At 42.5% G+C, this 13,355-nt stretch carries 12 protein-coding genes; 1 reads left to right on the top strand and 11 read right to left on the bottom strand.

Going from position 1 to position 13,355, the window contains the following annotated elements; translation table 11 throughout:
* The first annotated feature begins 308 nt into the window (after positions 1 to 308).
* Entirely contained in the window at positions 309 to 938 is a 630-nt protein-coding gene (locus AC3ISE_RS07270) for a YitT family protein (RefSeq protein WP_133311573.1), read from the top strand.
* Positions 939 to 1,039: 101 nt separating this feature from the next.
* Here AC3ISE_RS07270 and AC3ISE_RS07265 read toward each other — a convergent pair whose 3' ends face one another.
* The 11 genes from AC3ISE_RS07265 to AC3ISE_RS07215 all read right to left on the bottom strand — a co-directional run bounded on the left by AC3ISE_RS07265 (position 1,040) and on the right by AC3ISE_RS07215 (position 13,336).
* Positions 1,040 to 1,648 carry a hypothetical protein gene (locus AC3ISE_RS07265; protein ID WP_489223663.1) on the bottom strand — a complete coding sequence of 203 codons (609 nt, stop codon included), beginning with the start codon at positions 1,646 to 1,648 and terminating at the stop codon, positions 1,040 to 1,042.
* Between the two features lie 89 nt (positions 1,649 to 1,737).
* Positions 1,738 to 1,896, bottom strand: coding sequence for a hypothetical protein (locus tag AC3ISE_RS07260; protein ID WP_489223662.1), 159 nt, complete (start codon positions 1,894 to 1,896; stop codon positions 1,738 to 1,740).
* A gap of 28 nt (positions 1,897 to 1,924) precedes the next feature.
* Positions 1,925 to 2,278, bottom strand: coding sequence for a hypothetical protein (locus tag AC3ISE_RS07255; RefSeq protein WP_489223661.1), 354 nt, complete (start codon positions 2,276 to 2,278; stop codon positions 1,925 to 1,927).
* Between the two features lie 871 nt (positions 2,279 to 3,149).
* A complete protein-coding gene (locus AC3ISE_RS07250; protein WP_489224288.1) occupies positions 3,150 to 4,358 on the bottom strand; it encodes an exo-beta-N-acetylmuramidase NamZ family protein in 1,209 nt (402 codons plus the stop codon).
* A 58-nt stretch (positions 4,359 to 4,416) separates the two neighbouring features.
* A complete protein-coding gene (locus AC3ISE_RS07245) occupies positions 4,417 to 6,336 on the bottom strand; it encodes a glycoside hydrolase family 3 protein (protein ID WP_489223660.1) in 1,920 nt (639 codons plus the stop codon).
* A 17-nt stretch (positions 6,337 to 6,353) separates the two neighbouring features.
* Positions 6,354 to 7,715, bottom strand: a complete 1,362-nt coding sequence (pbp4b, locus tag AC3ISE_RS07240) for a penicillin binding protein PBP4B (protein ID WP_489224287.1) — start codon at positions 7,713 to 7,715, stop codon at positions 6,354 to 6,356.
* A gap of 33 nt (positions 7,716 to 7,748) precedes the next feature.
* A complete protein-coding gene (locus AC3ISE_RS07235) occupies positions 7,749 to 8,759 on the bottom strand; it encodes a MupG family TIM beta-alpha barrel fold protein (RefSeq protein ID WP_489223659.1) in 1,011 nt (336 codons plus the stop codon).
* The gene (locus AC3ISE_RS07230; RefSeq protein WP_489223658.1) at positions 8,756 to 10,126 is read right to left on the bottom strand and encodes a PTS transporter subunit EIIC; all 1,371 of its coding nucleotides are present in this window, start codon (positions 10,124 to 10,126) and stop codon (positions 8,756 to 8,758) included. Before AC3ISE_RS07230 ends, AC3ISE_RS07235 begins: the two co-directional genes overlap by 4 nt.
* 23 nt (positions 10,127 to 10,149) lie before the next feature.
* A complete protein-coding gene (locus tag AC3ISE_RS07225) occupies positions 10,150 to 11,007 on the bottom strand; it encodes a MurR/RpiR family transcriptional regulator (protein ID WP_489223657.1) in 858 nt (285 codons plus the stop codon).
* 12 nt (positions 11,008 to 11,019) lie between these two features.
* Complete coding sequence (murQ, locus tag AC3ISE_RS07220; protein WP_489223656.1) at positions 11,020 to 11,928, bottom strand: N-acetylmuramic acid 6-phosphate etherase; 909 nt, start codon at positions 11,926 to 11,928, stop codon at positions 11,020 to 11,022.
* A gap of 742 nt (positions 11,929 to 12,670) precedes the next feature.
* A complete protein-coding gene (locus tag AC3ISE_RS07215; protein ID WP_489223655.1) occupies positions 12,671 to 13,336 on the bottom strand; it encodes a vWA domain-containing protein in 666 nt (221 codons plus the stop codon).
* Positions 13,337 to 13,355 lie beyond the last annotated feature (19 nt).

Genomic DNA, 13,355 nt, shown 5'->3' with positions numbered 1-13,355 from the left:
CTTAGATTGTATCAGCTCGTTCAAACTTTATTCTTTACCCAATCTGACATAAAAACAAACAATACATCGGTCAGATATTCACATTTTATAATCATTCAATTTAGCTACACTTTTTTCATAATTTCAATTATAAAGCAAAAAGCTGTATTCCGCGAAAAACCCTCTCTAAATTTGTTTTACTTAACCACACGAATTGAAAGGGTTTTCAATTAATTTTCATAACATTTCCATTTTTCAATAACAAAAGGATAAACGAATTCTTCATGTATAATGATGGATATCATCTACAGAAGGAGTCGTCAGGAAACATGCAAAACGTAATACGCTGGGTCAGCATCCTAATTGGCTGTTTTGCCGTGTCCCTCGGCGTTCACTTGCTATCATCCTCAGAACTGGTGATTGGCGGAACGGCCGGTCTTGGCATCGTAGCACAGCATCTGACCAACTATTCATTTGGAACCCTGTTTTTTGTAATCAATCTGCCATTTTATGCACTCGCTGTCACTCAGCTTGGCATCGCCTTTGCCCTTCGGACGTTTATCAGCGTCAGCATCTTGTCCATCACCTCAGAATTTCTGCAGCAATCTTTCATTGTCCATTTTCCGCATCCGGTCATCGCAGCCATCCTTGGAGGAATCTCCATCGGCATCGGACTGATCTTCCTGTTCAGAAACGGATCATCCTTAGGCGGCATGAACATTCTCTGCATTTTCCTTGAGAAGAAATTCGGATTTAACCCAGGCAAAACGATGCTCATCACCGACCTCATGATCGTCGGTTCAGCACTCCTTGTCTTCGGACCGCTGCAAATTGTCTACTCGGCTGTCGCAATCTTTGTTATGACGGCTATCTTAGGCAGATATCATAAAAAAGCTCCGCTTGAGCGGGAGAGTCAGGAAGCAGATTCTGAGGAGAATCGGGTTTCGGCTACGGCTTAAAATTGATATTAATAAGAAAGGAGCCAAGGATTTTGTTATCCTGGCTCCTTTTTTGTTATTTTTTTATTTGTTCGTCTCATGATGAATAAATAAAATTTTTCTTATTCAATTTTGATTCGTATTACCTGTCCGGCCGACTCTTCATCCCTTAACGGATTCTTATACTCTTTAAAGGAGAATTCAAGACCTGAAAGATTGTCAGGCAAAGGCGGTGACACGATGAAATTGTACGAAAGATGCCCATCCGATCCCCCGCCTCCCTTAATTCGGCAATCATAAGCGCCTTTAATAAACAACTTCCAAAAGCTATGCCGGTGAATCCGATCTTCCAGGCAGCCTTCGTTCATCTCCCAATCAATATTCAGAAATACAACACTGGCATTCTCATACTGTCGAATAAATGGGATGGAATAAAAACCTTCTCCTATCTCTATTGATTTTAAAACCTGGATATACTTGCGAAAGCCTTTTGGTTCGACAACAGGACGAAATTGTTCATCATTCCATAATGCTCCGAACACGCTATTGAGCAAATCCTCGTATAATTCGTATTTTGCAGACCACTCAGCGATATACTCCAAAGGCGGAAAACCCGGTTGATTATTAGATATGTCTTTTCTTAATTTCAATAATTCACAAAGCTGCTCATCAATTGGTAACACTTTTTCATCATAATGATCTGTTGGACGTTGAAATGGCATTCGTTTCATTGTATTCCTCCTGTGGTTCTTTTAGATCAAACTTATGCACAGCCGGCAGCATCGGAACATCATGGAACCACCATTGCTTTTCAACTCATTTACCAAACAAGGTAATTTCGAAAAAATAAAAACGCAAACAGCAAAAAGATAAAAAGAACAACAATCGTTTCAATAGTATGTTTATCCCTTTCTTCTTTTCGCCTCTTTTTATCGCGATAACGCTGCTGCACTCTTCTTTTATTAAAATCTGCTCTCATAATGACTCCTTTATCTAGTAACTGGTTTTCAGCTATCCTTAGGAACATCCCATAGTATATAATGACTTGAGAATTGTCTAGTCTCTACTACAACAGACCGCTCTTCCTTCTCAAAAATAAATCCTGAGCCAGCTTGTTCTCTATAAGTCCATCCTTTTTCAGTCATAAATTCCTGTATGAATCCGGAACTATCTGTGCTTTTTGAAACATATCTATGCCCGGAAACCTTTATGTAATCACTCATTGATAGCTCAAGCTCCATGATTGCGAGCAGAATAGATGCAGAATCTTCCTCTTGAAACAATGCGCTGCCGAATCTTAAACCAATGAAACCAGCACAGATAAAGAGTATCAGCAGTATGACAATCAAAAATCTTTTCACATGCATCCTCCTTAAGATTCCTGTAAGTAAATTTCTGCAAATTACTGGAATCTCCTTCTTTACATATCTAAGATCTATGCAGAAATTTCTTTGGCAAAATGATGCCTCAAAAAGGAATCAACCACTCTTATAGAAGGAATTGGTTGATTCCTTTTTACAGCTACCATTATGGAATTTTGTTCTCATAGCGTGCGGTTGATTCCACTTTTCGGTGCAAAAAACAAAATTGTGGAAGCATAGCGTGTGGTTGATTCCACTTTTCTGTGTAAAAACCCAAATCGTGGAATCATAGCATGCGGTTGATTCCACTTTTCGGTGCAACATACAAAATCGGGGAAGCATAGCGTGTGGTTGATTCCACTATTCAGTGCAAAAACTAAAATTGTGGAATCATAGCGTGCGGTTGATTCCACTTTTCGGTGCAAAAAACAAAATTGTGGAATCATAGCGTGTGGTTGATTCCACTTTTCGGTGCAACATACAAAATCGGGGAATCATAGCATGCGGTTGATTCCACTTTTCGGTACAAAAACTAAAATCGTGGAATCATAGCATGCGGTTGATTCCACTTTTCGGTGCAACATACAAAATCGGGGAATCATAGCATGTGGTTGATTCCACGATTCAGTGCAAAAACTAAAATTGTGGAAGCATAGCATGTGGTTGATTCCACTTTTCGGTGCAAAAACTAAAATTGTGGAAGCATAGCATGCGGTTGATTCCACTTTTCTGCGCAAAAAACAAAATCGTGGATTCATAGCGTGCATTTAATTCTGCTTTCCTGCACAATAAACATCAAAAACAACAATCTATGCGAAAACAGCCAATAAAAAAGGATGAAATCACAATGATTTCATCCTCTTTCACGCTATTACTTATAGATCAAATACTCTTTTCGAACCTTTTTAAATTCATCCTGTTCTTTCTGGTACTTATTCATGATGTCTGTAACAGAAGCTCCATCTAGAATCATCGGTCTGACCCATGTGTTTCCGATTAATTTATCGAAGAAGTTGTTCGATAAAAATTGGAAGTCTTTCGGGTACATGTCATGAACCGTTTTAATGATGTGAAGACCTGTTGGGACTGCTTCAAATTCTTCGCGGTCTGTTACATAGATTTCTACCCCGTGACTTAGCTTTCCTTGGTGCTTTGAGAATGTTGGTGTAAAGGATGCTGCTCTGAATTTCACACCAGGCAAGCTCAGCGAGTTGAGTTTTGCAGCCAGGTCCGTGCTGTTGATAAACGGCGCGCCAATCAGTTCAAACGGCTTCGTTGTACCGCGGCCTTCTGAGAGATTTGTTCCTTCAACCAGACCCGTTGCCGGATAAGCAAAGGTTGTTGAAACTGTTGGCATGTTAGGTGACGGAAGGACAAACGGAAGTCCTGTGTCATCATAATCCATCGAGCGCTTCCAGCCTTTCATTTTCACGACTGTCAGATCTGCTCCAATTTCAAATTCTTCGTTAAAGAAAGATGCAAGCTCTCCAACGGTCATGCCGTGCTTTGTCGGAATCGGATAGAGTCCCACGAACGATGCTGCTTCAGGCTCCAAAACGGGTCCGTCAACTGAAAGTCCGCCTTGCGGATTCGGACGGTCAAGCACAACGATTGGAATGTTGTTTTCTTTAGCTGCTTCCATGGCATAAGCCATTGTGTAGATGTATGTGTAGTAGCGTGTCCCGACGTCCTGGATGTCAAAGACAAGCACTTCCACATTTTCAAGCATTTCAGGTGTTGGTTTTTTTGTTTGTCCATAAAGGCTGTAGACAGTCAATCCAGTTTTTTCATCGATGTAGGATTCGACGTAAGATCCAGCTTGAGCATCTCCGCGCACTCCATGCTCCGGACCGAATAAGGCTGTCAGTTCAATATCCGGATCATTGTGCAGCAAATCCACTATACTGGTAAGCTTTGAGTCGATTCCAGTCGGATTTGTAATTAAGCCGACTTTTTTGCCTTTTAAAAGATCTTTTTGATCTTCTAAAAGAACTTCAACACCAGGCAATACTTTATTCTTTTTCTTTTCCTTATGAGCAGCAACATCTTTTGCTGCAGGCAAAGCACTTAGTGCAAGCATCAGGATCGTGATCAGCACAAGAATTCGTTTCAATGAAACCTCTCCCCTTCAAATCGGATTATTTAAGCTGTTTTCCTGAACGAATATCTAGTCCATGGCCAAATGGATAGAGAATTTCATCCGGCTGTGTGACAGATGGAATATCAACAGGCAATTTACCTTGAGGTTTTGAATCGCCAAAGATTGTTTTGATGCCGGCCGGGATATTCGGCTGTCTGTATGCACCGTTTGAATAGCCTTTAAATCCGTAGACCGCAAGCACAGCTTTTGCTTCTTCAAAATTCGCTGCGTCATATGGATTGCGCAGACTCATTAAGACAAAGTCTTTCTCTTTTGCCTGAGCGTCTTTCATAACCGCTCTTGGGAATGCTGTTGCCCACTTGCTTGAATCCTGAACGCTGTCATCGATCACGCCGTCATTTACAGCTGGATCGTTCTTAACAATGTAGGAACCTGTAATCACATAGTCTGCTTCATCAATCATTGCAGCTGTTTCATCATTAAATACTTTGCCAGAGAAAGCATAGCCAGTTACTTCAACATCTTTCTTTTTCCCTTTTAATTCTTTGATGCTTCTTGTCATTGCTTCCACTTGATCCGCAAAAGGAGCAAGAACTAAAACCTTTTCACCTTTTTTAGGCTTAAAAGGCAGTGTTTTGTCTTCATTTTTCAAAAGAGTGACAGCATCCTCAGCCATTTTCTTTTCTTTCATCAAATGATCTTCATTCCCAACAACGTTTAGAGCATTTTCAACTTTCTCATCAATCGGTGTATGGTCCGGAGTCAAGATTCCGCGTTTCACTTTAAGTTCAAGGATTCTTTCAACAGAAGCATTTACCTGCTCAATCGGAAGGTCTCCAGTTTCAACGGCTTCTTTTACTGCGTTAAAAACAGACGCTAAATTCTTTTCCATCTCAAGAGAGTTGACCTGCGCAGGCATTAACGCAATATCCACCCCTGATTTTAAAGCTAAAACAACGGCTTCTTCCTGGCCAAAGTTGTCAGAGATGGCTTTCATGTTCAGCGCATCTGTCACGATGACACCCTCAAAGCCCATTTCCTCACGCAGAAGCCCTGTAAGTACTTTTTTCGAAAGAGTAGCCGGAACAAGAATTTCCTGTCCATCTTTTTTGCTGATATATGTTGTATCATCAAAGGCTGGGAACTGTACATGTGCAGTCATAACCATATCCACGCCTTCATCAATGGCTTTTTGGAAAGGAGCAAGCTCGACTGCACGCAATCTTTCCTTATCATGTGTGACGATTGGAAGGCCGTAATGACTGTCTGTTGCTGTATCGCCATGTCCCGGGAAATGCTTAGTCGTTGCAGCCATGTTCTGGCTTTGGAGCCCTTTAATCGTCTGGATGCCAAGCTTTGAAACAAGCTCAGGATTTGAGCTGTAAGAACGTACTCCGATAACCGGATTTCCAGGGTTATTGTTTACGTCTACAGATGGACCAAAGTTTACATTTACCCCAAGTGACGATAATTCTTTTCCAATGATTTCGCCAGTTTGATAGGCGTACTTTTCACTTCTTGCTGCACCGAGCGCCATATTGCCGGGCAGGTTCGTTCCTGTTTGAAGGCGAGTGACGATTCCGCCTTCCTGATCAATCGTAATAAACAGCGGCAGTTCAGGGCTCGCTTTTTGCAGACCATCCGTTAAACGAGCTGTCTGTTCTGTTCCAACTACATTTTCGGCAAATAGAATGACTCCGCCCAGATGATATTTCTGGATAATGCCGCCGACTTCATCATTCATAACCGTAAACCCGGTTGCCTTGCTTTCCCCTTGTTTTTGCCAGTTGCGGAAGTCCGGCATCAGCATCTGCCCGATTTTCTCGTCAACTGTCATATTCTGAACAATGGCATTCACATCTGTTTCAGCAGACACTTTAGCAGGTTTGATGCCTGCTAAAGCGGAAACTGATAGAACAGCGGCGAGCGCTGCAGAAACCCATTTCTTTTTCCCCATGTTTATCCATCCCCTTATTAATTAGTAGATTCTAAAGCTTCATAAACAGCCGTTACAACACTTCCATAGCTTCCTGTTGTGAAAAGATCCCCGAAAAATTGATTGGAGTTCGCTGCAGGGTTCACAAGCGGCGAATGCTTTTTATTTGTCAGCAGGACGATTCCCAAATCATGTTCAGGATCAATAATCGTGACTGTTCCTGTCCAGCCCGTATGACCGTATGCACTGTCGCTTGCATATTTGCTGAACATCCAGTCCATGCTGTCGTTGCCGTTTAATCTCCAGCCAAGACCATAAGTTCCATTCATGTCTGAAGGTTCAACGAATTCTTCAATGACTTCTTGATCAAAAAGCTTCTCATTTCCATAACCACCGCCGTTCAGCATCACCTGCAGAAGAACAGCGAGATCACTTGTTGTAGAGAATAGACCTGCATGACCGGAAACGCCCTCCATAGAATAGAATGCTTTTTCATCATGCACTTCCCCTTGAAGCGTGTATGTTCGGATGTTCGGGAAGTTAATCACTCCGTCACGCGTGTTGCCTAATAGCTCAGTAGCCGCAATATTCTTTGGTTTGAAGCCTTTTTGAAGCGGGTTAAAGACCGTATTTTTCAGCTTCAAAGGCTTGTACAATTCATTTTCCACGTAGTCATCAAGCTTCTGGCCCGTGATTTTTTCCACAATTGTGCCAAGCAGCATATAATCAACGTCACTGTATACATTTTGTGTCCCAGGCTCATATGTAAGCGGGGTTTTATTAATGTTTTCAATCGTTTTTTCGCGTTCCTGGGAGTAAAGCTCTTTTGATACTGCTGGATTATGGTACTGCGGATCGGGTTTAAAACCGGCCGTATGATGCAGGACATCAATAATACGCATTGTATCTTTTCCTTTAATCACATCTGCTTCTGTGTCTTTAAAACCAGGTATGTAATCCTGCACTTTTGCATGAATATCAAGCTTTCCTTCGCTCGCAAGCTTCTGTAAGGCAAAATTTGCCGCATACATCTTGGTATTGGATGCGAGATCAAAAAGGGTGTCATTCTCCATTTTCAAAAACTTCTTAAGCGGTGTATGTCCGTCAAACTTTTGCTTGTAGCCGTAGCTTTCATTCTTCACGATTTTCCCGTCTTTTATGACAATCAGCGCCGCTCCCGGAAACCCTGCCGCCACTTCTTTTTCAATCAGCTGATCGACTTTTTCAAGCTTTTCAGAGGAAAATCCGGCTTCCTCCGGCTTTTTTGCTTTTGTTAAGACTGGATATTGAACATGTGCTTGAGGTGAAGCTTTTTCATTTGGTTCTGCAAAAGAAGCAGATGGTGCCAGTAGTGAGATTGCGAGAACAGAAGTAAGCGCACAGCTTGTCCATTTTTTCATCATGTTTCCCCTTTGAATTCGTATTTTGATAGCTTATGAAACAACCAGTTTCACTTTTTGACCAGGCAGGGCCAGATCAAGCAGCGGCAAATCCTCTGCAGAAACGTGTCCGATGACATTTACCCGTTCGTCAGCTTCCAAGTTATGCCGGCAAATCTGAATTTCCCCCTTATAGCGTCCATAGCCGTCATTATCCATCGTAATCATTCCTATTTGACGGGCGATTGTGTTCTCAGGTTCTACCTCTGAAGCTGTGCGTGTACCTTGAAGACGGTAGACATCTCTCGAAACATCCGGCCGAAATTGGTATGTTCCGCTGGAAAATGTACTAGAGATGACATTCATTATAAGAATATTCTGATTTTCATAGATAGAAAGGTTTTCGAGTAGTTCATTTTCTGTTCCCGGATCTCCAATGAATACTTCATCCACCTGCTGCATCAGTTCAACTCCGGCAGCATATGGGTTCATGTCCCTGTGCTTTTCAAGTGTGGGCAGGCCGTCAAAAAGCGGTCCCCGTTTTGTTCCCGTACCTGGTATAAAAGAAGCAATCGGGATGCCGTATTTTTTGAACATCTGATTCTGCTGATGAAAAAATGCTTCATCAAGCCCGGTTTCACGCCTTGGATAAAAATTATGCCAGGCAATGAGCCTGTCCGGTTTTATTCCGCTCTCAAGAACAGTCAGCAATTCCTTTTCTGTCAGGGTGCTCGCATTAAGTGAAAGAGAAAAGATGTCTGATAAAGATTGAATGGTTTCATAGTCGAACCCGTCATCAAGCCGGATTCCTTTAATTCCATGCGAGGATAAATCTTCGAATCTGTCAATTCCAAGGTGGTCAAGTGTTTTTAAAGAGACATCTGCATGAATCTCAATATCATGGCTCTGAGCAAGTTTTAGAAGCTCCGTCATCCTGTCAACAAGGTTTCCTTTTTCTTCAGGGATGTGAAGCGAGGTAAATGCCCGCTTCACTCCTGATTTTGCTGCATGAACAAGTTGTTTTTCAGCGTTTGGATCCTGAAGGTAAAATGAAATGCCGATCACTTGAATTCAACTGCCATTTCATCTTTAAATCCGAATAGGTACGTGAAAATAAATCCAAATACATAAGAGATTAGTAGTCCTGCAAGGTAAAGAAGAATCTGGTTTGTGTGAACTAAGAATGTAAGCGGAAGGCCTGATACACCAACTGCAATGGTGGCAATATCAAAATGAGCCTGGAATGCTCCCCCTACGCCTGCTCCTAAACATGCTGTCAAGAATGGACGGCCAAGCGGAAGCGTAACACCAAAGATTAACGGTTCGCCGATTCCGAGCATTCCTGAAGGAAGTCCCCCGCCGATTGCACGTTTTAAGCTTTTCTTTTTCGTTTTAAAGTAGATGGCAAATGCTGCGCCGACTTGACCCGCTCCGCCCATAGCAAGGATTGGAAGCAATGGGTCATCTCCAATGGAGTTGATCAGCTCAAGGTGAACCGGTGTTAATCCCTGATGAAGTCCTGTTACAACTAACGGAAGGAACGTTGCGCCAAGCACAAATCCGGCTACCACTCCGCCAAGATCAAGTACGCTCAGCAAGCCTTTTGTGATCGTATCAGATACAAAACCGCCGACTGGCATGAACACAATATAAGTCACGATACCTGTAATTAATAGGGCGATTGTAGGTGTAACAATGATGTCCAGTGATTGCGGGACAAATTTTCTTACTTGTTTTTCAACTAAAGCGATAAAAATGGCTGCAAATAAGACTCCAATTAAACCGCCGCGCCCAGGAAGCAGATTTTCGCCAAACAAAGCGATATCACCGACAGCAGGATTGATGACGAGAATACCGGCCAGTGCTCCAAGCGCTGGTGATCCTCCAAATTCTTTTGCCGCGTTTGTTCCGACTAAAATTCCAAGATAAGCAAACAGACCAGATCCGATAACAGTTAAAATAATGGCTAATTGTGAATCTGCTGCAAGCCAGCCTGCCTGAACGATTGCTTTTGTAATTCCTGTGATTAGACCAGACGCAACAAGTGCCGGAATCAGCGGGATGAAGATGCTTGCGATTCTGCGTAAAAATAGTTTAAAAGGTTTTGCATTCTTTTTATCAATTTCTGATTTATTTTTGGAAGCTGCGTCCTTCAGGTCAAAATCATCAGCAGCTGCAAGCAGTTTTTCAAATTCTGCTGAAACTTTATTTACAGCGCCCGGTCCGAGGATAATCTGGATCGTTTCTTCTTCTACAACACCCAGAACCCCTTCTGTTTTCTTAATGGCATCCATGTTGACCTTTGAACGGTCCTGCGGCGCGACTCGAAGTCTTGTCATGCAATGTGTGGTCGCCGCGATGTTAGCCGCTCCGCCAAGATGCTCCAATAGTTGTTCGGCAATCAATAAGTTTCTGTTATTCCCCTTTGCCATCTTAAAGCCCCCTTTGAACGTGTCTATTTATATTTTTCTGTCATTGATTTGATGGCCGCTCTTGTATTGTCGATATATTGAACGGTCTCATCGTACTGCTCGGTTGCCATTCCGAGAAACAAAATGTCGATCATATAAAGCTGTGCCAGCCTTGAAGAAGTCGCAGCACTTCTGAACGGCGCTTCATTTGAAAACGATGTGTGAAGCGAAACGTCGCTCAGGGAGGATACGGTCGTCTGTCCAAAGTGTGTAAGACCGATGGTTTTAACGCCGCGCTCTTTAGCAAGCTTCAGTACGTTGATGATTTCCTGTGTCTCGCCGGAAAACGAGATGGCGAACAGGACATCATCCGGATCCGCATTGGCAATCAGGGTTGCGACCAGATGCATATCGGTAAAAGCTGTTGCTCCTTTATTAATGCGGATCAGTTTTTGCTGGGCATCCTGAGCCACAATGTTAGAAGCTCCTACCCCGCAAAAATGAACGTTTTTAGCATTCAGCAGCAAGCTGATAGCGTTTTTTAAATTTTCATGATCGATAATTTCAGCTGTATCCCGGATAATCTGAATCGTGTTGCTCGTTGTTTTTTCAACGACTCTGTACAGGGATTCGGAAGGTTCAATATCACGGTAGCCCTGTTCAACCGATTTCATCAGATCACCGGCAATTCTCATTTTGAGATCCTGGAACCCTTTTAAGCCAAGTGATTTGCAGAGCCTGACAACTGCTGCCCCGCTTGTCTTAGCTGACGCGCTTAATTCACTTACCGTACTGTTTACTACTTCGTGAGGATGCTGAAGAATATAATCTGCAAGCTTTTGCTCGGACTGCGGGAGCTTGTTCAGCATGGTTTGAATGATGGATAATCCGCCTGTGGCCATAGGACTCGCTCCTTAAGATGTATGGAGTGAGATGGCTTTTCGTACATCCCCATCCGCACGATTTAATAGGTTTAATGCTTCTTCCAATGACGTGTTTGTTTTGATCATGACAATCGCAGGCTTGACTTTAAGCGCTGCTTTTTCAAGCGTGTCTTTTGCAAGATCATATTCCGCATCTGTCACCGTTTGGATGATGCTGATCGCTCTCTCTTTCAGCTTGTGGTTGCTGACATTCACATCGACCATAAGATTTTCATAAACTTTTCCGATCTTGATCATTGTCGCTGTTGAAATCATGTTCAGCACCATTTTATGAGCCGTTGCCGCTTTCATCCTGGTTGATCCGGTGACAACTTCAGGTCCCACGACAACTTCAATGCCGATATCAGAAGCTTCAGAAATCTTTGCATCCTTGTTGCAAGAAAGTGCGACTGCCTTTGCCCCTGTTTGTTTTGCATAACGCAGGGCCCCAATCACATAAGGTGTCCGGCCGCTTGCTGCAATGCCGACAACCGTGTCATCTGCCGATATATGAATAGCTTTTAGATCAGCCACACCAAACTCTTCTTTATCTTCTGCTCCCTCTACAGCACGGACAAATGCTTTCTCTCCGCCTGCAATCAGACCGATCACTGTATCAGGTGACGTACTGAACGTCGGCGGGCACTCAACCGCATCAAGAACTCCAAGTCTTCCGCTTGTGCCAGCTCCAATGTAAATCAATCTTCCCCCCTTCTTTAACGATTCATATGCACATTCAACGGCTGCCTTTATTTCAGGCAGGACCTCCTGTACAGCAATCGCCACTTTCAAATCTTCATTGTTCATCATTGAAAGAATTTCGAGTGTATTTGCGCTGTCAATATTCATGGTTTGTTCATTTCTCAATTCTGTCGTTAATGAACGCAGCTGTTTTTCCATAAACGGGTGATGCCTCCTAATAATTAAATTCTCAATTTTCAGTATATTGCATCTTAAACATAATTTCAAATTAATATTCATATTTTTGAAATTACATTTCAGATTATACGTAAATGATAGCGCTTTTATGACTAGACGGCAAGAGGAAATGTTTTGAATAAACGAGTGTTCATGGTGTGTTATTAGGTATTAAAGCATGTTTTTCTGTAAAAAAGGAAATTGCATTGAGGACATCCGTACTGAAATGGATTAATTTGTTGCTTTGTGTAGTCATATTGAATGATTTTTGAATTTTTGTGCACGTGGAATACTAATTGGAGCATCTTTATCAAAGGCTGTTTTCGCATAGATTGTTGTTTTTCTTGATAAATGTTGTCCGTTGCTTTCCGCTCCAGGAACTTGCTTTCCGCGGGGAGCATGGGAGCCTCCTCGGCGTTGCCTGTGGGGTCTCCCACTTTGCTCTAATTCCCGCAGGAGTCAAGTTCCTTCCGCTGCAATCCACTCAAGTTTTTTAATATCTAGTCTAATAGCAACAATATTTACGAATATCAAAAAAACACGTTAGATTATCCTGTGGTCAAATCAGGTGTGAAACAGTCCACATTCTGTGCCGTGGAAATCTGTTCTTCTAACGCTAACTCTCTTAAAAAACTGTTTCACTATTTAGAACCGGGCTCTAACTATTTCAAATGATCAGCATAAAAAAACAGCCCAGGATCCACATCCCCGGCTGTTCTTCTGCTTATAATATTTTCTTCTCTTTCGCTTCTCTGATCCAGTCAGGAAATTCGTTCAGCAAGCGATCATACAGCTGCTCATCTTTCATCGCATCAATGTCCTGAACATGGAAGAAGTTCGCGTTATCGATGAATCTGCCTTCCATCGTGTCAAGGTTTTCCAGCACTTTGAAGGTTGAATCACCGACACCGACAAACTGCCAGAAGATCGGCTTGTCCGAAGATGAGACGACCGGCTTTTTGATGGTGCTCTTGCAGCCGCCGTCATTTATAAACACAATAAAAGCAGGATCCTTGCTTGGATCTTCTTTTAAGTATTTGTTCATGACGTCGTACATGACAGGAGGTTCATCGTTGCGGCCAAATTTATGTATGGCATCGTTTGATAAAATTCTTGCATTTACATAATCTGCAAAATCTCTTTCTGTTACAGAAGGCAGTCTTGAAAACTCATTGTCATAGACCCAAACATCAAGCATCCCGTCATCATCAAATTGGCTTGCGACTGCAAGGATCCGTTCCACCACTTTTTGAACGGTGCCATTTTTATAGAGATTTCTCATTGAGCCCGATATATCAAGAACAAGTCCGACACGTGCGACAACTCCGGTCAGCTTCTTTTTTTCAAGAACGATACCGGCGGTTTTTTTCATTAAGTTAATTGAACTCACAGTATTTATCCCCTTTGCA

Source organism: Metabacillus sp. KH_069 (assembly GCF_057838075.1).
This window is presented reverse-complemented; position numbering and strand designations above follow the sequence as displayed.